We start from the raw sequence: 21,336 nt of genomic DNA on the forward strand, positions 1-21,336 counted from the left end.
GTTTATAGACACTTTAAGTAAAAACGATACTTTTATCCAAAAAACCATATTTTCCCTAAAAATTAAAAATATGGTTTATTAAGCAAAAGTTACTAAAAAAAATTAAAACAGACAATCTAATTTTAGATTGTCTGTTTTAGCATTAGAAGGTTCTTATTGGAGTGATTAGTTGAATAAATTCTTCTCCATTTTCACTTGGCATCAAAGTAAATGGACGTAATGGTGAAGTAAATTCAACATTAATAATAGTTTGCCCTAATGAACGAAGTGAATCTTTCATATAATCAGGATTAAATGAAATTTCGATTCCCTTACCTTCAACGCTAACCGCATCCAAGGATTCGTTCACGTTTCCGACATCTGGTGAATTACCATAAATTGTGACATTTTTATTGTTAGCATCAATAGTTAACTTAATAACGTTATTGCGTGATTCATGTGACAATAAAGAAGCTCGTTCAATTGCTGATAGCAAAGCCGAAGTTTCAAACTGAACTTTGGTATCAAATGAATCCGGAATTAGTCTAGATGTGTCAGGATAATTACCCTCTAACAAGCGAGAATAAAATAGAGTGTTATCGAACATAAATAAAGCTTGATTTTCATTGATTGATAATTGAATTTCTTTTTGAGTTTCATCAAGCATTTTAGACAATTCGCTTAAACTTTTACCCGGAATTACAAAGTTATAATCCCCGTTGATTGGTTCATTTAAGGTAACTTTGCGTTGACTTAAACGGTGGCTATCAGTAGCTACAGCTAATAGTTGACTATCTTTAATTAAGAAATGCACCCCTGTTAAAATGGGACGACTTTCTTGATTAGAAACGGCAATAACTGTTTGACTAATAATTTCTTTAATTAAATCAGTATTAAGAGAAATCGTATCGTCGGTTTCAATTTCTGGTAAATGTGGATAATTATTAGCATCTAATCCATTAATGGTAAATGAAGATTTACCAGAAGTAATTTTAGTTTGTAAATTATCCTCAACTTCTAGGGTCATGGTATCCATTGGAAGTTTTTTAACAATATCAATAAAGAAACGAGCAGGTAATACAATCTCACCTGTGGATTCAATTGTTAATAAGTTATTCGGGTTAGTAACTGGAATGGTATGTTCAATAGAGATGTCTGCATTACTACCAGTTAAAATTAACCCTGAGTTGTCTGCTACTAACTTTAAACCAGTTAATATTGGAATAGTAGTTTTTGATGAAATAGCTCTGGAAACAGTTGTTAGACCTTTAATGAATTCAGTTCGATTAATAGAAAATTTCATTTATCAATATCTCCTAAAATTTATTTAATTTAATTAATATAAATAAAGTAGTAATAGTAGGGCCTGTGGAAAATGTGGATAAATATGTTAATAACTAGGGTATCAATGGTTTAAGCATGTGGATAACCCTGTTGATAACTAGTGGAAAACTCACAACTTATCCACATTACATTAACGACTTCTTCAAATAATTAACTTCTTTTTGAACATTGGGATCGTTTTTAATGACCTCACCAATTTTTTCACAGGAGTGAATTACAGTCGTATGATCTTTACCACCAAATTCTTTACCAATTTTGGGTAAGGAATTATTAGTAAGTTCGCGTGATAAATACATGGCAATCTGGCGGGGCATTACAATAGATTTAAGACGTTTTTTACCTTTGAGATCGTCGACGGTGACGTGAAAGTAATCGGCAACCTTAGTTTGAATATCAGCGATGGTTAATTCATGTTCTTCTTCTTCAATATTAAGACCTTTAAGAGATTCATAGACTAGATCAGTGGTAATCGGCGATTTTTTCAATTCCGCATACGCCTGAACTCGAGTTAAAGCACCTTCCAGTTCGCGAACGTTAGAATCAATTTGACCGGCAATATAACTTAAGGTCTCATTGGGAATATTTAGATGGTCGGTTTCCGCCCGGTTTTTGAGAATCGCAATTCTAGTTTCTAAATCTGGTGGGGTAATGTCTACGGAAAGTCCCCAAGCGAATCGAGATACTAAGCGTTCTTGAAGCTTGGGAATTTCTTGAGGCATCCGGTCTGAAGTTAGCACAATTTGTTTCCCATTATTATATAGATCATTAAACGTATGGAAAAATTCTTCTTGTGTCCCTTCTTTATCGGCAAAAAATTGAATATCATCAACCATGAGGATATCCACATTGCGATATTCTTTGCGAAATTCTTCTGTTTTGTTGGTTTGAATGGCGTTAATAAAATCATTAGTGAAGGCCTCACTAGTAACGTATTTTACGTTAGTTTGTGGGTCATCGGTTAAACGTTTGTTACCGATTGCCTGCATCAAATGCGTTTTACCTAAACCAACTCCGCCATAGAAGAAAAGGGGATTATAGAGTTTTCCGGGCTCTTCTGAAACAATTAACGCAGCTGCATGCGCCATTTGGTTTCCTTTACCAATAATAAAGTTTTCGAAAGTGTAGTTGGGGTTTAGGTGAGTTTCTTTACTAAACACAAACTCACTATCACTATCGTCAATGGATTCATCATTAGAAACTTGATGTTTAAGGTCATCTTCTAAAATGAATTTTGGTTCAATATTACTATTAGTAATGTTGTAAGCATATTTAATTAAACTAGGCGCCAATTGAGCTTCCCAGTAATCTTTATGAAGAACTGATGGCAATGCTAAGGTCAAAGTATTGTCATCAAAACTAACTGCGATGGCTGGTTTAATCCAAGAATCATAGGTTAGCTTAGTTAAATCTTGTTGGAACATCTTTTGGATTTGTTCCCATAACGTTTCCATATCAATCAAGCGTTGGCCCCCTTCAAAAATATTCGAACAATTAAGCACAAAAAATATTTTATCATCAATACAAATAGTTTTCCACAATCATTTTAGGGTTGTGGAAAAATGTTTCACAGGGTGGGAATAACTTTTTATTTTGGCTGTGGATAAGTTGGGTGTGCGAATGATTTTAAAAGTTTTCCACAGGTTAATGTTGATAAAAATTTGTTGATATTAAAAGCTTTACTGCCTGTTGATAACTTTATGCACAGGGGAGTGATTTTATTTTTCAACACCTGTTAATATGTCCTTGGTTAGTGGATAAGATTGTGGATTGTAAAAATAAACCAAAATGTTTTTCCACAAGAAACTGTTCATGAAACAAGATTTTATCCACAAACTTAAATCTTAAATTTTTAAATTATTATTTCATTGATTTAGGATATGTGATATCATATTCCAGTAATGCATTTGAAGATAAAAATAAATCTTTAATCAGAATCCCTAAATAAAGGAGGGTTATTGAATTATGAAAAGAACTTACCAACCAAAGAAGCGTCACCGTGCCCGTGTTCATGGCTTCCGTAAACGAATGAGTACCAGTGATGGTCGTAAAGTGTTAGCACGCCGACGTCAAAAAGGCAGAAAATCATTAACTGCATAGACAGACCACTGACCTATTCAGTGGTCTTTTTCATTACAATTAAAATTATTTCGGAGATAAGTTATGCGAAAATCCTATCGAGTTAAAAAGGAAGCCGATTTTCAAAAGGTTTTCGAAACTCACAATTCAATCGCTAATCGACAATTTATAATTTATAAACTTGATAAACCAAATCAGAAACATTTTAGAGTGGGAATTTCAGTAGGTAAAAAAATTGGGAATGCAGTTCATCGTAACTGGGTAAAACGAAGAATTCGCCAATCACTACTTGAATTAAAACCAGAATTAAAAAATGATGTTGATTTTATCATTATTGCAAGACCATCAACCGACCAGATGTCTATGGCCGATATTAAATCTGGTTTAACTCACGCCTTAAATTTAGCTAATTTAATAGAACAAAACGATAGTGAGGATTAATCAATTGAATAAGAGATTAAAAAAGATTTTGACTTTTGCTTCCATACTTAGTATTGCTGTATTTCTTTCGGCCTGTGGTACCTCGCCGATTACTGAACATAGTACGGGAATTTGGGACGGATTAATTGTTTTGAACTTCTCTAGAGCAATTATTTGGTTATCCAGTTTCTTTAACCATAATTATGGCGTGGGAATTATAATCTTTACAATCATTGTAAGAATTATTTTATTACCACTAATGATTTTACAAACTAGAAGTATGCGTAAAACCCAAGAAATTCAGCCACAACTTAAAGCTTTACAAGCTAAATATTCTTCTCGTGATACAGAAACTATGCAAAAATTACAAGAAGAACAACGTAAACTTTATGCTGAAGCCGGAGTTAATCCGGTTGCGGGATGTCTTCCTTTATTAATCCAATTGCCAATTATTTTTGCGTTGTATCAAGCAATTTTAAGAACTCATATTTTAAGAACTGGACACTTTTTATGGTTACAATTAGGGGCTAAAGATCCTTACTACATCTTACCGATTTTGGCCGCTTTATTTACCTTCCTAAGTTCATGGTTAAATGTTAAATCTCAACCTGAGTCAAATTCAATGACTACCATGATGACTATTGGAATGCCAGTTATTATTTTCTTCACGGCTTTAAATGTTCCATCCGCCCTATCACTTTATTGGGTAGTTACGAATGCGTTCCAAGTTTGTCAAACTTTAATTATTCAAAACCCTTGGAAAATTAATCGCGAACGCGAACAAAAAGAAAATGAAGAAAAAACACGTCAAAAAGCAATTGAAAAAGCTAAACGCAAAGCCCTTAAGGGAAAACGCAAATAAAAAGAGTAACCAATTAAATTTGGTTGCTCTTTTTTATTTATAGTATAATTGAATTTGTGAAAAACAAATTAAAGGGGAATCTTTTCAAAATGACAATTTATAAGGGTAGAACAGTTATGGAAGCAATTGCGACTGCGTTAGATTATCTCAATGTTAAACGAGATAATGTCGAAGTTAAAATTATTCAAGAGGGTCGCAATGGATTTTTAGGCATTGGTAAAAAACCAGCGATCATTGACGTAACTGAATTGGAATCAAATCTAAAAGTAGATACACTTGTAAATTCACCAATGAAAGATTCCTTAGAAGTAGTAGATGTGGATAAATTAGTTAAAGAATTACAGGCCTATTTAACTTCAGTAATTGAAAAAATGGGTTTTGAGCCACAATTAGTAGCCGAGGTCCAACACACCAAAGATATTTATATTGATATTGTGGTCCAAGAAAGAAGCCGGCTAATTGGACACCATGGAAAAACTATTAACGCCTTACAAGGACTAGGACAAATTTTTATTAATCGAAGTGGCGGGAAGAATATTAATCTAATTTTAGATTCGGCCAACTATCGAGCTAAACGCCGGGATGCCCTAATTCAATTAGCTGATAAAACGGCGCGAAACGCCATTGCAAATGGTAAGCCTATTTATCTAAATCCGATGAATGCTAACGAACGAAAAATTATTCATAATTCCTTAAAAACCAATCAACACGTGACCTCATATTCAACTGGCAAGGAGCCTCGCCGGGTGATTGTGGTCGTTCCAAGATAATATTGACAAATTAAGAACTTTTGTTATTATATAACTAATCATTCTTATCTTAACTTAGATGAAGTAGTGAAAGTGCTTTGTCCACGTAAATATGCGTGGAGTGGGCACTTTTTTTGTATTCTAAATGATTATTTGTGCGAGAGGAGATACATTTATGGTTCTAACAACGACTGAATTTGATACAATCGCTGCGATTTCAACACCTGTAGGCCAGGGAGGAATTTCGATTATTCGTATTAGTGGTGATGATGCTATCAAGGTTGCCAAAAATTTATATCGTGGTAAAAATTTGGATAAAGTGGAAACTAACACCATTAACTATGGACATATTATTGATCCAGAAACTCAAAAAACAGTTGATGAAGTAATGCTTTCAGTTATGCGTGCACCAAAAACTTATACTAAAGAAGATATTATTGAAATTAATTGTCATGGTGGGATTATTGCTACAAATAAAATTTTACAATTGGCATTAAGTTATGGGGCTAGAATGGCCGAACCTGGTGAATTTACTAAACGGGCCTTTTTAAATGGTCGAATTGATTTATCACAATCTGAAGCGGTTATGGATTTAATCGAAGCCAAAACCGATCGTTCAATGAAGGTAGCGCTAAATCAGTTAGATGGAAATTTATCACATTTAATCAAACAACTTCGTCAAGACATTTTAGATGTATTGGCTCAAGTTGAGGTAAATATCGACTACCCTGAATATGATGATGTAGAAACTATGACTAGTCAGTTATTGTTGAATAAGGCTACTCAAGTCAAAGCTAGTGTAGAGCAGTTACTACAAACCGCAAACCAAGGTAAAATTTTACGGGATGGTTTAGCTACTTCCATTATTGGTCGTCCCAATGTTGGTAAATCCAGTTTGCTAAATCATCTAATCCATGAAGATAAGGCGATCGTGACTGATGTTCCCGGAACGACTCGGGATGTTTTGGAAGAATATGTGAATGTTAAAGGAGTTCCGTTAAAACTAATTGATACGGCTGGAATTCGAGAAACCGACGATACGGTTGAAAAAATCGGAGTAGAACGGTCTCGAAAAGCTATTGATATGTCGGATTTAGTCTTACTAGTACTAAATTCTAGCGAAGCTTTAACTAAAGAAGATTTGGAACTAATTGATTTAACCAAAGATAAACAACGTATTATTGTTTTAAATAAAACCGATTTACCGGCTAAATTAGATTTAGCTAAAGTTAAACAACTTACTCAAAGTAAAAACATTATTTCCACTTCAGCCATTGAAGCTGACGGTTTAAAACAGTTAGAAGAAGTTATTGCCCACATGTTTTTTAATGAAGGCATTGAAAATAGTCAAAATGATGTAGTGGTTACTAATGCACGTCACATTGGGCTATTGAATCAAGCTAAACAAGCTTTAGATGAAGTAATTAGTGGATTAAGTGCGGGATTACCCGTTGACTTAGTACAAATTGATATGACTAGATGCTGGGAATTATTAGGTGAAATTACTGGTGATAGTTATCAAGATGAATTACTGGATCAATTATTTAGCCAATTTTGTCTAGGAAAATAATTGACCAATTGGAGGAAAACAGTGAAAAGTTTACAAGTTAGTGATGTTAAGCAAACCTATCGTGCTGAAGATTATGACGTTGTCGTAGTTGGTGCTGGTCATGCTGGTAGTGAAGCCGCATTAGCTGCCGCACGAATGGGTAATAAAACTTTATTAGTAACAATTAATTTAGATATGGTAGCTTTTATGCCATGTAATCCATCCATTGGAGGCCCTGCTAAAGGAACCGTAGTTCGCGAAATCGATGCTTTGGGTGGAGAAATGGGTAAAAACATTGATAAAACCTATGTTCAAATGCGGATGCTAAACACCGGAAAAGGTCCGGCAGTTCAAGCTTTACGTGCTCAAGCTGATAAGCATGCTTACCATGCCGAAATGAAAAAGACGATTGAAAAAGAACCTAATTTGACTTTACGCCAAGGAATTGTGGATTCGCTAATTGTCGAAGATGGCGAATGTAAAGGAGTTATCACTAATACTGGTGCTAGATACTATGCCAAAGCGGTTGTAATTTGTGCAGGAACGGCAGCACGAGGAAAGATTATTATTGGTGAATTAATGTATGCTTCTGGCCCCAATAATTCCCAACCAGCGGAAAAATTATCCGAAAATTTAGCCGATCTAGGCTTTGATTTGGAACGTTTTAAAACGGGAACTCCTCCACGAGTAGATGGTAATACCATTGATTATGCTAAGACAGAAGAACAACCGGGAGACGAACACCCTAATCACTTTAGTTATGAAAACTCTGATGACGATTATTTAGCTGTTAAGAATCAATTGTCATGCTGGTTAACTTATACTAATAAGAAAACTCATGAAATTATTCGTGAGAATTTAGATCGAGCACCAATGTTTACCGGTGTTATTGAAGGGGTCGGACCTAGATATTGTCCATCAATTGAGGATAAAATTGTTCGATTTGCTGATAAAGATCGCCACCAATTATTCTTAGAACCTGAAGGCCGTAATACTGATGAATGGTATGTTCAAGGACTATCTACCTCGATGCCCGAAGAAGTGCAACAAGATATTGTCCACTCCATTGCTGGCTTAGAAAATGCGCAAATGATGCGTCCAGGTTATGCAATTGAATATGATGTGGTTGCACCTTACCAATTAAAACCATCCCTAGAAACTAAGGTAGTTAAAAACTTATTTACGGCGGGCCAAACTAATGGTACTTCTGGTTATGAAGAAGCAGCTGGCCAAGGAATTATCGCCGGAATTAATGCTGGTTTACGAGCTCAAGGTAAGGCACCGTTTGTGCTAAAACGTGATGAAGCTTATATTGGGGTTATGATTGATGATTTAGTTACTAAGGGAACTAATGAACCTTATCGTTTACTAACTAGTCGAGCTGAATACCGTTTACTATTAAGAAATGATAATGCGGATATGCGTTTAACTGAAAAAGGTCATGAATTAGGCCTAATTTCAGATGAACGTTATAATCAATTTATCCAAAAACGAACTATGATTGAAGATGAATTAGCTCGTTTAGATAATATTCGTATCAAACCAAGTGACGAAGTAAATACCTTTGTAGAACAATTTGGTGATAAACCTCTTAAAGACGGTATTTTAGCTTCAGTCTTTTTACGTCGACCATACGTTACTTATGATATTTTAATGCAATATATTCCAGCTTCAGATGTTGAATTACCAGCTCGCGTAATTGAGCAAATTGAAATTCGTACGAAGTATGCGGGATACATTGCTAAAGCAGAAGCTAATGTTGAACGGATGAAGAAAATGGAAGCTAAGAAAATTCCAGAAAATATTGACTATGATGCTATTGATGGAATTGCCACTGAAGCTCATCAAAAATTAAAGAAAATTATGCCAGAAACTCTAGCACAAGCCTCACGAATTAGTGGAGTTAACCCTTCCGATATCGCGATTTTAAGTGTTTATATCAAACAAGGAAAAATTGCTAAAGTAACTGAATAAATAAAAAGATCTAGCTAATTAATTAGCTAGATCTTTTTTGTTAGATTGAATAATTAGGTAACTGATAATCATACAAATTAGGATGGCTAAAGCCATTGGCAAATAAGTGTGTACGCCCATTAAACCAACTACTGGGGACATGATACTACCGATAGCATTTTGAGAGAGTCCCATCAAAGCAGAAGTTCCGCCGACACTCTTTACTTTGGTGTTCATTACTGTAGCGGATGTAAGGGTTAATAAGATGCCTAATTGAATCGTAATAATAAATATTAAAGTACAAACAAGCCAGAAGTTTGGCATGATAAACCAACTTAAAAGAAGGAGCGTTCCGGTAAATAAAATACTTAACATAGTGGAATTAGTTTGTTGTTGCGCCGAAAAACGATCAATCAATTTAGCTGGTAATAAGGAACCAACGGCGATGCCAACTCCATTTAGTGCGTAGATTAGACTAAATCCTTGCGCTGATAAGTGATAATAGCTTTGGAAAATAAAGGATGAAGCAGAAATATAACTAAATAATGCGCCATATACTAAACCAGAAACTAAAATACTTTTACGTAAAGGCCGGTTTATAAGTAATTTAACGGTATCAATAATGCTAGTTGTTAAATTACTATTGATCCGTTGTTGTGATGGTAACGATTCCGAGAAACCAAAAATAATGGATAGAATAATTATTAATCCAATAATTGCTAATAAGAAAAAGATTCCGCGCCAATTAAGGAATTTAACTAGTTGACCACCGATAATTGGTGAAATTACTGGGAAAATTCCATTAACGCCAGATAGCATAGAATAAAAACGGAGTAAAAGTGGTCCAGAGAAGTGATCGCGAGCAATGGCTCGGGATAACACTTGGCCACTAGAACCACTTAGACCTTGGATTAATCTTAAAAATATTAAGAGGTAGATGGAATTCGTAAAAGCAATTAATAATGAAGATAAACTGAAAACAGCAAATCCAATGATCAATGGGATTTTACGGCCATATTTATCACTTAGAGGTCCAATAATTAGTTGGCCAATCGCTAACCCGAATAAACAAGCACTTAAGCTAAGTTGCATTAATGAAGCTGAAGTATGTAAATTTTGGGTTATTTGCGGAAGGGCCGGTAAATATAAGTCAATTGAAAGGGGCCCCGTGGCACTAATGGTACCTAATAAGATCGTTAGCCAAACTTTCTTGGCTGTTGAAACATTTTTGTTCATGTCAGTCGCTCGTTTCTAAAATAAAATTGTCAATTTAACTGCTAGTATACCATATTGACCGCAGAATTACGGTCAAATATAAAACTATGGTACAATTGCTATATAAATTAATTAAGGGAGCAATTGCTTAATGAAAACAATTAAAGAAATTTTAAGTTGGGTAATTCCAATTGTAGCCGGAATTTTAATTGCTTTAGCGATTAAACAATTTGTAGTAACCATTGCTAAAGTGGACGGTCCATCAATGGAACCTAATTTAGTTAATAAGGAACGAATGTTAGTATGGCGCAATTCTGATATTAAACGGATGAGCGTAATTGTTTTTGATGCTTATGGAGAAGATCCTAGTGCGACCACCAAAAATACTGATTATGTAAAACGAGTAATTGGGGTTCCGGGTGATACAGTTGCAAGTAAAAACGGTAACCTTTATGTTAACGGAAAATTAGTTAAACAAAATTTTATTAGCGAATATGAACGGACCCAAGGAACTGGTAATTGGGATCTTAAGACGCTATCCAAAAACTGGAGTAAGAATGTTGGGGTAACTAAGGTTCCTAAAGGCCAATACTTTGTAATGGGAGATCATCGTAGTGTTTCTAATGATGGACGTTACTGGGGATTTGTGCCTAAAGATAAAATTGCGGGAGTTGTTAAAGTACCGTTCTGGGCAACGGATGCTACTAAACGCCACAATGTAAATAAATTGGCTGAATAATAAAAACCGCTAACCTAGGTTAGCGGTTTTTATTAACAATGGGGGAATGACAATGTTAAAGTTGGAATCATGGAATGTAAATGGAATTCGAGCAGCAGTTAAACATGGTTTTATGGATATTTTTAATCAATTAGATGCGGATATTTTTTGTATTCAAGAAACTAAACTGCAAGCGGGGCAAATCGAATTAGAGTTACCGGGATACTATCAATTTTGGAACTATGCCGATAAAAAGGGATATTCAGGAACGGCGATCTTTACTAAATATCAACCTAAACGAGTTAGTAATGGAATCGGGTCCCCACAGTTTGATGATGAGGGGAGGGTGATAACTTTAGAGTACGAAAAGGTATTTATCGTTACCAGTTATACGCCGAACTCACAGCCTAAATTAAAACGTCTAGGTTATCGTCGTTTGTGGAATGATGCTTTTTTAGCCTATATTAATCAATTAAAAGCTGTTAAACCAGTAATTTTTTGTGGGGATTTAAATGTGGCTCATCAAGAAATTGATTTAAAACATCCTGATCATCATCATTTGTCATCCGGATTTTCTAATGAAGAGCGTGCTGATTTTAGTGAGTTATTGAAATCCGGGTATGTGGATACTTTTAGATGCTTACATGCTGATAAACTTGATGCCTACACTTGGTGGTATTATCGATTTCATGCTAGAAATACCAATGCGGGTTGGCGAATTGATTACTTTGTAGTTTCAGAAAATTTAGCCTCCCATATTGTGGAAGCTAATATCTTAGATGAAGTATACGGATCAGATCATGCCCCAGTTGAATTGAAAATTGAATTAGATTTAAATTAGCCATTGAATGAAAACCGGTTCTCGTTTATAATGGAAACTGGTTTTCAAACAGATTGCACTATAAATGTATGGTAATGAGGTGAAATTATGGCTAAAACAATTAAAAACTTAGCTGATGAATTAGGTGTTTCTAAAACAGCGATTAGAAAGCACATGGATGATCAATTCAGAGAAGAATTTACCATTAAAGATGGAAATAAGATTTTGATTAAAGATGAGGGAGCTGAAGAACTTAAAAACCAGTTCGCAAATCAATCAGAAACCGAGCACGAACCTATCGAAAAGCCTGAAGAAATCAAAGATTCTAATGCTAGTAGTTCAGTGAATCAATTTGATATCTTAGCAAAACAATTAAATAGCCAAGCTGATCAATTGATTGCTAAAGATAAACAAATTGCCGATTTACATAAATTACTTGATCAATCTCAACAACTTCAGTTGGATGTTCAAAATAAATTAAGAAAAATCGAAAGTGCTCCTAAAGTGGAACAAATTGCTAATGATAATGGTGATACCGCAGTAGAAACTTTAACTAAAGAATCTACAGAACAAACTAATCACGTCAAACCTAAAAAACGCCACTGGTGGAATTTCTAAAGTCAAAGTATTTACTTTGGCTTTTTTATTTACTTGTTTATTTAAAAGCATTAATATCTAATTAAAACTTACTTTGGAGGAAAATGTGATGAGTAAACTTAACCAACCTTTAGATGCAACCGAGCTAAAGGAATTACATGATAATTTAAGTCAGCAGCCGGGAAATGAATTACTAAGTAATATCATCACCCAAAACGGTATCAATCAAGCTGCTCAAGATCCTAAAGCGGCCACACGATTAGACCCAGTATTTTCAATTGATTTAGATACGGGCAAAGTTTCCAATCAAAAACGTAGTGGGCGTTGTTGGTTATTTTCACTATTAAATACTTTACGACACCAGTTCGCTAAAACCTACCATGTTAAGGATTTCGAATTTTCTCAAAAGTATCTATTCTTCTGGGATAAAATTGAACGGGCCAATATCTACTATGATAATATCTTAGCAACGGCGCATAAGCCAGCTAATGATCGCGAAGTTGAATTTTATATGAGTATGCCCGGTGAAGATGGAGGACAGTGGGCCATGGCCGCTGGTTTAGTTCAAAAATATGGAGTAATGCCAGCTAGCGTTTATCCAGAAACTATCAATTCCGAAGATACTTCGGCTTATGATGCCGTGATGAATCGCAAATTAAGAAAAGATGGGATGCAACTACGCCAACTAATTAATACGGCTGCTGATGATCAAACCATTACGGATACTCGTAAACGGATGCTAAAAGAAGTTTATCAAATAACGGCCTACTCTTTTGGGGAACCGCCAATGAAATTTGATTTAGAATATCGCGATGATGATCATAACTATCATTTAGATCAAGGTCTAACACCACAAGAATTTTATACTAAATATGTGAATGTTGATTTAGATAATTACGTAGTTTTGAGTAATTCTCCGGATAAGGAATATAACCAAGTCTATACTTTACCTAGTCAAGATAATATCGTAGGTGGTAAAAAAATTGAATTTTTAAATCTACCGATGAAAGACCTGAAACAAGCAGCTATTCAAACGCTACAAAATGGTGAAACGCTTTGGTTTGGTAATGATGTTTTACAACAAATGAGTCGTAAGCAAGGATATTTAGATGCCAATCTTTATCACTATTCTCAATTATTCAACGTTGATTTATCAATGAGTAAGGCCGATCGTTTAACTTATCATGAAGCCGAAGTCTCCCATGCGATGACTTTAACGGGAGTGGATTTAGTTAATGATCAACCAACTAAATGGAAAGTTGAAAATTCCTGGGGTGAAAAAACCGGCGAGAAAGGTTACTTCACAATGTCGGATGACTGGATGGATGCATATGTCTATGAAGTAGTGGTTAAAAAAGATTATTTAACTAAGCCACAGTTAGCCATTTTAGATCAACCCAAAATTCAATTGGATCCTTGGGATTCATTACGTTAAAAAAAGACCAACTAATTTAATTAGTTGGTCTTTTTGAGTGGGTATTATTTATTTAATTGGGATTCGGTTTGTGGAAAACGGATGATAGCGGCCACGTCTTCGTTTTTAACGGGCATATCGGCTTCATCTAGAATATAAACTGGACCATCAAAACCGCTGACAGTAATTGCTAAATCATTTAAAGCATTACTTGGGTGCCCTTCGGCATTGTGCATGTCATATTGAATGTTAGCTGTGTCTTTTTCTGGAATATAAGCATCGCGTTTAATAAATAAAGTATCAACTTGTCCAGATACAGCTGCATCCACGATTTTGTGAATATCAGTTAGCGTCTTCTTAGCACCAGTTTGGGCATCGTAACGGCTAGCCAACTCTTTGATTGAAGCAGCGTTAAATTGTTGGTTAATGCTACGGACGATATTTAAAATTTCTTGGTGTGAAGTCTTCATACTTGGAATCTTGTTAACTTTAATATCTTTAGATAGCAATGGGTTTTGAGAAACCTTTCTAAATTCACCATCTTCAGCTACTAAAGCAGCTAAGACGACGGGAAGATGATCTTTGTTGGTGAAATTGATACGAACATATTCATCAATGGCTTTAAAGAAGCGACCTTGATCATTGCGAACGGTTTCTTCTTTTGGATTATGCGCATTAAGAGTAGTGCCTCGACCAGTTCCGGTTGATTTTTGTTTTTGTTTACCACCGATTAAATCTTCACCTAAAGTACCAGTTAAAGTCTTAGGCATGTTAGGATCATCAATTTCGGTAATGGTACGATCTTTAATTTGGAATAATCTAAAGGTATCTTTTCTTGCGATAATTAAATTGTAAGCTAAGGTAAATTGATAGTCTTTCATAAGTGGTAATACTTGCATTGTTTCGCTAACAGCAAAGCCAGTGTCAACGGGATAGTTTAAACGAAAGGCTTGCATGTCATCAGGACTGACGTATAAAGCTAATCCTTGGGAAACATCGTTACCGAGGGTTTCAGTTTGTAAGAGTTGTTGTAATTGTTGTTCGTATTTAGGCCAGTCCTTGCTAGGATATTGTTTAAGATAAGCTGCCTTAGCATCGGTAATTAAGCTGTTTAATTGGGTCTTATCACTAACTGAATCGTCAATCTTGGGGCTTAATGGCATGACGATTGAAACAATCGGTGTTTTTTTAGATTCTAAAGTTAATAAATTTTTCATTTTAATTGTATTATTTGCCATAAATAAATCCCTCCAATTTCAAACTATAATTCACGATAATAATAGCACGCTGGTTCTAAAAAGTGTTATCAAACGCCTAGCCTTCATTCGCGACTAAGCAACCTAATTTAGAAACCCGCTTTGTTTATGGTTTAATTTTAGTATATATTAATATAGTAAAAATTATTCTAAATGTGCTCTAAATAAATCGTTGGAGGTTACGATAGTGATTAATTGGCACTTATTTTTTGAATTTATAATCATTTTAAATGCGGTTCTAGCAATTATTACAGTGTTTAGACAAAAAAGAGATATTGCTGCTATTTGGGCTTGGCTATTGGTGCTTACGTTTTTGCCCATCATTGGTTTTATAATCTATGCTTTTTTTGGTCGCAAACTACCCAAAAACCGGCTATTTAAGTTACACAATCATGTACAAATGCAGTTAGACGAACGGTTAACTGATCAACGAAGCCAAGAAGGTAATTCCAATTTTTCAGAATCGGATTTAATTTCTAGCGAATATCGTAACGTAGTGGATTTATTTATTAATTCAGATTTTGCATTTTTGGCCCGCAAGAATCGAATCCATATCTTTACTGATGGTAATGATTTATTTCACCGAATGATTGAAGATATCGAAGCGGCTAAAAGTAGTATTAATATCGAATTTTATACGTTTTATAATGACGAAATTGGTAATGAGATGTTAGATTTACTAGTTAAAAAGGCCCAAGAAGGTGTCGAAGTGCGAGTTTTGTATGATGCTTTTGGATCATTAGGAACGACACGAAAATTTTTCGAACCTTTGCGTAAGGCCGGGGGCTACGCCTATCCCTTTCTAAATACGCATTCATTTATCATCGATTTTCGAATTAATTTTAGAGACCACCGTAAAATTGTCGTCATTGACGGAAAAATTGGCTATATTGGCGGCTATAATATTGGCGATCAATATTTGAATCGAAGTAAAAAGTTTGGTCGTTGGCGCGATACCCATTTACGAATTGTTGGTTCAGCCGTGTTTGGTTTACAATCTAGGTTTGTTTTAGATTGGGATGCCACTAGTACCGAAGCTCAATTCAATGAGAAAAAAGTCGATGCTAAATATTTTCCTGTTAGTGCGACTAAAGGAACGGCTAACGTTCAAGTAGTTTCTAGTGGGCCTAACTCTGAAAATCAGCAAATTAAACTGGGATATATAAAAATGATTTTATCAGCAAAACGATATTGTTGGATTCAAACTCCGTACTTAATTCCGGACGACAGTGTGCTCGATGCGATTAAAATAGCGATTCAATCGGGAGTGGACGTGCGGATTATGGTCCCTAATATGCCGGATCATCCCTTTGTTTATCGAGCTACTCAATACTATGCTAATCAATTGGCTCAAGAAGGCGTCAAAATATATTATTATCAAGACGGCTTTTTACATGCCAAAACTACCATGATTGATGGTAAGCTTGCTTCAGTAGGTTCCGCTAATTATGATTTTAGAAGTTTTAAATTAAATTTTGAAACGAATTCATTTATTTATGATGAAACTATTACTAAAGAATTGACCCAGATCTATAAAGAAGATATTAAAAATAGCATTTTACAAACTCCAGAAATGTTTAATCAACAAAGTAGTTGGTTGAAATTTAAGCAAATATTTAGTCGATTATTCTCGCCAATTTTGTAGGCAAATTATTTGTAAAGGCATAATTGCTAGGGCTATAATAAATTATGAAGAAAGTTGGATATTTATTGTAATTTTGTTAGTTAATTGAATAATTTACTATTAATTTGACATATTTCATTCTTTTTCTTCACGGCTCTAAACTCGGGAATAAATTCCTTCAATAATATAAAAAAATGGCTTACCGTTTACGCGGTAAGCTATTTTTTATTTACTAAGATTAAATTTTAAGTTAACAATATATAAAATAATGGCACCAATACTCATGGTTACAAATTCTGAAATTCCCGTGGTCAAGTAAGCACTCCAAAATGTAGGCCAGAAAGCGGTACTACCTACAAAGGCAATTTCAAAAGCAATAATAAACATGAAGAAAGTTCCAATTAAAACTGAGGTTGCTAATTTAGCTACTAGGTTTTTCATCTTACGAGTAACTAAATTAATCGTAAGTAAGGCAACCAAGGTTTCTAAAGTCCCGACTACCATATCAATAGCGCCCAAAGATGACACCATGTTAGAAATAAAGCATCCTAAAGTAATCGCAATTACATAGCGTTTATTAAAAACTGCTAAATTGTTCAAACCTTCGGATGGTCTAAATTGTAAGGGACCGTAACTAAAGACTGCAAAGACCATCGTAACAGCGATGTAGAGGGCAGCAACAACGGCAGCTTTGGTTAAATCCCGTACACTGTCGATGCCGAATAAATTTGTCTTAGAATTCATAAAAATTCCTTCCTTTAAAAAGTTGTGTTATTAGATAACCTAATTAACCTTATCTCTTTTTAAAGGCGAGGTCAAAATTATTTAGCGTTTAAGATCCATAAGAAAATTACGAAGACAATGGCTAAGCCATACATCATTGGTGTAACTTCTTTGCCACGTTTAGCGGCAATCATACTAATCGGATAAACAATAAATCCAAGCGCAATTCCATCAGCAATACTGTAAGTAAAGGCCATCCCAATGACAATTAAAAATGAAGGAGCAGCAATTTCAAATTTTTCCCAATGAATATTTTTAAGTGATTGAGCCATTAAAATCCCAACTGTAATTAAGGCCGGTGCCGTAACTTGATTGGTAATTACGGAAAGTAATGGCGAGAAGAAAGTACCTAAAATAAATAAAATCCCAACTACAACTGTAGTAAAACCAGTCCGTCCCCCAACGGCGATACCAGCAGATGATTCAACGAATGCCCCCATAGGTGAAGTTCCTAAGATTGATCCGGCCATCATAGTAGCAGAATCAGCGGCTAGTGCCTTACCGATGTTAGGAATTTTATTATCTTTGACTAAACCAGCTTGTTCAGATAAAGCTACCAAAGAACCTGCGGTATCAAAAAATGTAACTAGTAAGAAAGTTAAAACTACGACAATCATTTGTGGTGAATTGATGTTACCAATATGAGTAAAAGCTTGGCCAAAAGTAGATTTAATACTTGGCATGGCTGAAACAAAGTGAGTTGGAACTTGAATAAGTCCAAAAATCATTCCGCCGATGGCACTAACTACCATCGAAATAAAGATTGCCCCCGGTACCCGTTTAACCATTAAAATGATGGTTAATAGTAGGCCAAAAATGGTTAACCAAGTGGTACTAGCGCCTAAAGGTCCTAAACCAATAATGGTCTCTTTGTTAGCGGCAACGATACCACCTTGACTTAAACCTAATAAAGCCACAAAAATACCAATTCCACCCGCAATAGCGGCCTTTAAATCAGCAGGAATATCATCAATAATTTTCTCACGTAACTTTAAGGCAGTTAAGATAATGAAAATAATTGATGCGACAAATACCCCAGATAGTGCAGTTTGCCAGCTAACGCCCATGCCTAAACATACGGAGTAAGCAAAAAAGGCGTTAATTCCTAAACTAGCTGAAATAGCAATGGGATAGTTAGCTAAGATTCCCATTAAAAAACATCCGATAGCTGAAGCTAGAGCAGTTGCTGTAAAAACAGCCCCTTGATTCATGCCAGCTGCACCTAAAACGTTGGGATTAACGAATAAAATATAAACCATTGATACGAAAGTGGTAATCCCGGCAATAATTTCTCTTTTGAAATTAGTATGGCGTTCTTCGAAGTTAAAAAACTTTGCGATAGCTGTTAACATAATCCATCTCCTAAATAATTGTTCGTGTTTTTTATTTAAATCAACTATTAAATGATATCATTTAATAAAAATATTATCAATACACGAATAATAATAAAATTTAATTAACTAAAGTTAGCTAATTTTTATTATCTATGATTATGGAGTTGCATAATCGCTAATTTGTTTTAAAATGTTAACATCTAAGTTAAAGGATGGAATATAGATGATTAAACCAATTAACCATAACGAATTAACGCTAGCTCAACCATCGGTACCTGCCCAATTAACCGATAAGCAAGTCATCATTGACTTAAATGATACCTTTAATGCGCATCGTGAAAATTGTGTGGGAATGGCTGCCAATATGATTGGGGTTAATAAAAACATCATTATTTTTGAAATGGGAATCTTGGCAATTACCATGGTCAATCCTGAAATTACTAGTCGTTTAGAAGCTTATCCCGTGAGTGAAGGATGTTTGTCATTAAAAGGACAAAGGGAAACAATTCGCTATCAAAAAATTACGGTTAAATATCTAGATAGTAATTTCAAACCGCAACAACAGCAATTTTCCGGTTTCGTGGCTCAAATTATTCAGCATGAAATTGATCATTGTAATGGGATTTTAATTTAAAAAAAGGACTTCCTCGCGGGAAGTCCTTTTTATTTTATAGAAAACTTTTAAAGGTATTATCAATAATATTATATTCACTGTTAGTGATTGCTACGTTCATAGAACGAGCGTTAGTTTTAGCTTGCTCCGGAGTTTTAGCTCCTGGAATTACGACCGTAATATTGGGATTTTTAATGTACCAAGCTAAGACTAATTCCGTAATGGAAATGTCATGATTTTTAGCAATAGGTTTTAAACTATTGGTAGCTGTTACGATGGCTTTAAAGTTTTCACCGTTAAAGTTTTTATCGTTTTTACGTAAATCACCTTCGGGAAATTCAATGGGATGTGAATATTTTCCAGTTAGTAACCCGGAAGCCAGTGGAAAATAGGGAACAAAAGCGATATTATGGGCATTTAAGTAGGGAAAAATTTGAGTTTCCGGTTTGCGATAAATTAAGCTATAATTATCTTCAACAACGTCAATTTGGCCATTTTGATTGGCTTCCACTAATTGCTCATAAGAAAAATTAGAAACACCGATGGCTTTAATGATGCCTTGATCTTTTAATTCCTGAAGAGCGGCCACCGCCACGTCTTTAGGAGTATCTTCATCGGGAAAATGAATGTAAAAGATGTCTAGGTAGTCAGTTTGAAGTCGTTTTAAGCTATCGTAGACACACTGTTTTAAAAAATCTGGATCGTTGCTAATGGAAACTTTACCATTATGTATAGCTTGAGCTCCTTTAGTAGCAATGATTAATTTATCACGATCAAAGGGCTTAATTGCTTCTCCGATAAGCGTTTCAGACTTACCATAGCCATATGCATAAGCAGTGTCGATGAGGTTAATGCCATTATTGATAGCAGTTTGGACCGTTTGAATTCCCAACTGGTCGTTTAAGTTGGGAAATAGATTGTCACCGCCAACTGAATTTGCTCCAAAACCAAGTGGAGTTGCTAAAACCTGGGATTTACCGATTTTAACTAATTTTGTCATGTTTAGCTCCTTCATACATTATTCAATACTTACATTATGTAACAAATTTAAAAATAAATAAATAAAATAGATTGGAATTTATCTTGAAAAAAATATTAATTTTAAATCAAAACTCTAAAGTGTTAGATCCTTTACTAGCCGTCATTAAGCAAAATGCTAATTTAAGCTATCAAATTTTTGCGGGTGATTTAAAGAACTCTCAGGACTATCTTGCGTATGTTAAAGATACAGATATAATTATTTCACTATTGGGTCCACAAGATGTTGATTGGTATTTTGGGGCTTTGTTTGAGGCGATTTACCAACAAAAAATTAATTTAAAACATTTTATAATGCTTTCATATGCTGGAATTGATGATGAACTAACTCAACCAATTGAGTATGCTGGAATTACGGACCGTTTAGAATTTTTTAAACAGCAACGGTACGCCATTAAGATTGTTGATGAGGCCGAATTTCCTTACACCATTATCCGGCAAAGTCAGCCAACCGACCACTCCGGAAAGAAGCTTCAAATTTTTGCGGAAGGTCAACCCATGCCCGCTGGGTATGTTTCACGTGAAACTATAGCGAATTTAATTTATCAGATAGTAGAAACCGGTCAATATAAATACGAATCAATCGGAATTTTAGAAAATTAGGTGATTTTAAATGGATAATTTTAAAGGTATGAGTATTGCAGAAGTTAAGGAACGATTGGAGTATTTAAATAAAATATATCGTTTTGTGATCGTTAGATTCCAAAGTAAGCGCCCCAATAAAAAGCCAGTTTTTTTGATCTCCAATCGTGCTAATTTGGATCAAGTAATTGAAAAATCTAGTAATTTTTTTACTGCTAAAATCGTTCGGGATATGGTCTTAGTTACTGATAATTTAGCTTATTGGGCGATTTACCAAGATAAATTAGATGAGCATAATCTATATTCGGAAGAACAACAACATATTATTAAAATGAATCGATACTTTATTAATCAAGTTTTAATCGAAAATAAAGTGCAAAAAAAATGATAGTGCAGCCAACTGGGAATTG

21 protein-coding genes are annotated in these 21,336 nt (G+C 34.7%); 14 read left to right on the forward strand and 7 right to left on the reverse strand.

The features are described from left to right. Positions 1-142: 142 nt before the first annotated feature. Together dnaN and dnaA are read right to left on the reverse strand one after the other, a co-directional pair. Positions 143-1,282, reverse strand: coding sequence for a DNA polymerase III subunit beta (dnaN, locus tag LHL71_RS00070; protein WP_227361014.1), 1,140 nt, complete (start codon positions 1,280-1,282; stop codon positions 143-145). A gap of 166 nt (positions 1,283-1,448) precedes the next feature. Then, a complete protein-coding gene (gene dnaA / locus LHL71_RS00075) occupies positions 1,449-2,783 on the reverse strand; it encodes a chromosomal replication initiator protein DnaA (RefSeq protein WP_227361015.1) in 1,335 nt (444 codons plus the stop codon). A 502-nt stretch (positions 2,784-3,285) separates the two neighbouring features. On the opposite strand from dnaA, the gene rpmH reads away from it, so the two are divergent. From rpmH to mnmG, 6 genes are all read left to right on the forward strand, one after another. Continuing rightward, the gene (gene rpmH, locus LHL71_RS00080) at positions 3,286-3,420 is read left to right on the forward strand and encodes a 50S ribosomal protein L34 (protein WP_227361016.1); all 135 of its coding nucleotides are present in this window, start codon (positions 3,286-3,288) and stop codon (positions 3,418-3,420) included. Positions 3,421-3,483: 63 nt separating this feature from the next. Continuing rightward, on the forward strand, positions 3,484-3,840 hold the full coding sequence (rnpA, locus tag LHL71_RS00085) for a ribonuclease P protein component (RefSeq protein ID WP_227361017.1): 357 nt from the start codon (positions 3,484-3,486) through the stop codon (positions 3,838-3,840). Positions 3,841-3,844: 4 nt separating this feature from the next. After that, entirely contained in the window at positions 3,845-4,681 is an 837-nt protein-coding gene (gene yidC, locus LHL71_RS00090; protein WP_227361018.1) for a membrane protein insertase YidC, read from the forward strand. An 89-nt stretch (positions 4,682-4,770) separates the two neighbouring features. After that, positions 4,771-5,451, forward strand: a complete 681-nt coding sequence (gene jag / locus LHL71_RS00095; protein ID WP_227361019.1) for an RNA-binding cell elongation regulator Jag/EloR — start codon at positions 4,771-4,773, stop codon at positions 5,449-5,451. Positions 5,452-5,605: 154 nt separating this feature from the next. Next, a complete protein-coding gene (mnmE, locus tag LHL71_RS00100) occupies positions 5,606-7,000 on the forward strand; it encodes a tRNA uridine-5-carboxymethylaminomethyl(34) synthesis GTPase MnmE (protein ID WP_227361020.1) in 1,395 nt (464 codons plus the stop codon). A 21-nt stretch (positions 7,001-7,021) separates the two neighbouring features. Further along, positions 7,022-8,953: a tRNA uridine-5-carboxymethylaminomethyl(34) synthesis enzyme MnmG gene (gene mnmG / locus LHL71_RS00105; protein ID WP_227361021.1), complete on the forward strand. Its 1,932-nt coding sequence runs from the start codon at positions 7,022-7,024 to the stop codon at positions 8,951-8,953. An 18-nt stretch (positions 8,954-8,971) separates the two neighbouring features. On the opposite strand, the gene LHL71_RS00110 is transcribed toward mnmG, so the two are convergent. Then, positions 8,972-10,168, reverse strand: coding sequence for a multidrug effflux MFS transporter (locus tag LHL71_RS00110; protein WP_227361022.1), 1,197 nt, complete (start codon positions 10,166-10,168; stop codon positions 8,972-8,974). 130 nt (positions 10,169-10,298) lie between these two features. On the opposite strand from LHL71_RS00110, the gene lepB reads away from it, so the two are divergent. From lepB to LHL71_RS00130, 4 genes are all read left to right on the forward strand, one after another. Continuing rightward, on the forward strand, positions 10,299-10,886 hold the full coding sequence (gene lepB / locus LHL71_RS00115; protein ID WP_227361024.1) for a signal peptidase I: 588 nt from the start codon (positions 10,299-10,301) through the stop codon (positions 10,884-10,886). A gap of 52 nt (positions 10,887-10,938) precedes the next feature. Next, complete coding sequence (locus LHL71_RS00120) at positions 10,939-11,706, forward strand: exodeoxyribonuclease III (protein WP_227361025.1); 768 nt, start codon at positions 10,939-10,941, stop codon at positions 11,704-11,706. A gap of 87 nt (positions 11,707-11,793) precedes the next feature. Next, a complete protein-coding gene (locus tag LHL71_RS00125) occupies positions 11,794-12,303 on the forward strand; it encodes a DUF536 domain-containing protein (RefSeq protein WP_227361026.1) in 510 nt (169 codons plus the stop codon). A gap of 88 nt (positions 12,304-12,391) precedes the next feature. Next, a complete protein-coding gene (locus LHL71_RS00130) occupies positions 12,392-13,717 on the forward strand; it encodes a C1 family peptidase (protein ID WP_227361027.1) in 1,326 nt (441 codons plus the stop codon). A 44-nt stretch (positions 13,718-13,761) separates the two neighbouring features. On the opposite strand, the gene LHL71_RS00135 is transcribed toward LHL71_RS00130, so the two are convergent. Then, positions 13,762-14,934 (reverse strand): baeRF6 domain-containing protein, encoded by a 1,173-nt coding sequence (locus tag LHL71_RS00135; RefSeq protein WP_227361028.1) that lies wholly within the window; start codon positions 14,932-14,934, stop codon positions 13,762-13,764. Between the two features lie 202 nt (positions 14,935-15,136). Here LHL71_RS00135 and cls point away from each other — a divergent pair, with 202 nt between their 5' ends. Further along, complete coding sequence (gene cls / locus LHL71_RS00140; RefSeq protein ID WP_227361630.1) at positions 15,137-16,597, forward strand: cardiolipin synthase; 1,461 nt, start codon at positions 15,137-15,139, stop codon at positions 16,595-16,597. 204 nt (positions 16,598-16,801) lie between these two features. Here the strand turns inward: cls and LHL71_RS00145 are convergent, their stop codons facing one another. Continuing rightward, the gene (locus LHL71_RS00145) at positions 16,802-17,320 is read right to left on the reverse strand and encodes a QueT transporter family protein (protein ID WP_227361029.1); all 519 of its coding nucleotides are present in this window, start codon (positions 17,318-17,320) and stop codon (positions 16,802-16,804) included. Positions 17,321-17,397: 77 nt separating this feature from the next. Next, the gene (locus LHL71_RS00150) at positions 17,398-18,711 is read right to left on the reverse strand and encodes an NCS2 family permease (protein ID WP_227361030.1); all 1,314 of its coding nucleotides are present in this window, start codon (positions 18,709-18,711) and stop codon (positions 17,398-17,400) included. Positions 18,712-18,916: 205 nt separating this feature from the next. Here LHL71_RS00150 and LHL71_RS00155 point away from each other — a divergent pair, with 205 nt between their 5' ends. Then, positions 18,917-19,327: a peptide deformylase gene (locus LHL71_RS00155; RefSeq protein WP_227361031.1), complete on the forward strand. Its 411-nt coding sequence runs from the start codon at positions 18,917-18,919 to the stop codon at positions 19,325-19,327. Positions 19,328-19,361: 34 nt separating this feature from the next. Here LHL71_RS00155 and LHL71_RS00160 read toward each other — a convergent pair whose 3' ends face one another. Continuing rightward, on the reverse strand, positions 19,362-20,306 hold the full coding sequence (locus tag LHL71_RS00160; protein WP_227361032.1) for an aldo/keto reductase: 945 nt from the start codon (positions 20,304-20,306) through the stop codon (positions 19,362-19,364). An 83-nt stretch (positions 20,307-20,389) separates the two neighbouring features. On the opposite strand from LHL71_RS00160, the gene LHL71_RS00165 reads away from it, so the two are divergent. Both LHL71_RS00165 and LHL71_RS00170 read left to right on the forward strand, forming a co-directional pair. Next, complete coding sequence (locus LHL71_RS00165; RefSeq protein WP_227361033.1) at positions 20,390-20,947, forward strand: SDR family oxidoreductase; 558 nt, start codon at positions 20,390-20,392, stop codon at positions 20,945-20,947. A 10-nt stretch (positions 20,948-20,957) separates the two neighbouring features. Further along, on the forward strand, positions 20,958-21,314 hold the full coding sequence (locus LHL71_RS00170) for a hypothetical protein (RefSeq protein ID WP_227361034.1): 357 nt from the start codon (positions 20,958-20,960) through the stop codon (positions 21,312-21,314). Positions 21,315-21,336 lie beyond the last annotated feature (22 nt).

This window comes from Lentilactobacillus laojiaonis, assembly GCF_020616595.1.
GTDB lineage: Bacteria > Bacillota > Bacilli > Lactobacillales > Lactobacillaceae > Lentilactobacillus > Lentilactobacillus laojiaonis.

Bases quoted from the DNA above. Each gene is read 5' to 3' on its own strand.
- dnaN (WP_227361014.1), bottom strand. From the start codon at position 1,282: ATGAAATTTTCTATTAATCGAACTGAATTCATTAAAGGTCTAACAACT.
- LHL71_RS00155 (WP_227361031.1), top strand. From the start codon at position 18,917: ATGATTAAACCAATTAACCATAACGAATTAACGCTAGCTCAACCATCG.
- jag (WP_227361019.1), top strand. From the start codon at position 4,771: ATGACAATTTATAAGGGTAGAACAGTTATGGAAGCAATTGCGACTGCG.
- LHL71_RS00125 (WP_227361026.1), top strand. From the start codon at position 11,794: ATGGCTAAAACAATTAAAAACTTAGCTGATGAATTAGGTGTTTCTAAA.
- LHL71_RS00110 (WP_227361022.1), bottom strand. From the start codon at position 10,168: ATGAACAAAAATGTTTCAACAGCCAAGAAAGTTTGGCTAACGATCTTA.
- LHL71_RS00130 (WP_227361027.1), top strand. From the start codon at position 12,392: ATGAGTAAACTTAACCAACCTTTAGATGCAACCGAGCTAAAGGAATTA.
- lepB (WP_227361024.1), top strand. From the start codon at position 10,299: ATGAAAACAATTAAAGAAATTTTAAGTTGGGTAATTCCAATTGTAGCC.
- LHL71_RS00160 (WP_227361032.1), bottom strand. From the start codon at position 20,306: ATGACAAAATTAGTTAAAATCGGTAAATCCCAGGTTTTAGCAACTCCA.
- mnmE (WP_227361020.1), top strand. From the start codon at position 5,606: ATGGTTCTAACAACGACTGAATTTGATACAATCGCTGCGATTTCAACA.
- LHL71_RS00170 (WP_227361034.1), top strand. From the start codon at position 20,958: ATGGATAATTTTAAAGGTATGAGTATTGCAGAAGTTAAGGAACGATTG.
- rnpA (WP_227361017.1), top strand. From the start codon at position 3,484: ATGCGAAAATCCTATCGAGTTAAAAAGGAAGCCGATTTTCAAAAGGTT.
- LHL71_RS00135 (WP_227361028.1), bottom strand. From the start codon at position 14,934: ATGGCAAATAATACAATTAAAATGAAAAATTTATTAACTTTAGAATCT.
- LHL71_RS00120 (WP_227361025.1), top strand. From the start codon at position 10,939: ATGTTAAAGTTGGAATCATGGAATGTAAATGGAATTCGAGCAGCAGTT.
- LHL71_RS00150 (WP_227361030.1), bottom strand. From the start codon at position 18,711: ATGTTAACAGCTATCGCAAAGTTTTTTAACTTCGAAGAACGCCATACT.
- rpmH (WP_227361016.1), top strand. From the start codon at position 3,286: ATGAAAAGAACTTACCAACCAAAGAAGCGTCACCGTGCCCGTGTTCAT.
- LHL71_RS00145 (WP_227361029.1), bottom strand. From the start codon at position 17,320: ATGAATTCTAAGACAAATTTATTCGGCATCGACAGTGTACGGGATTTA.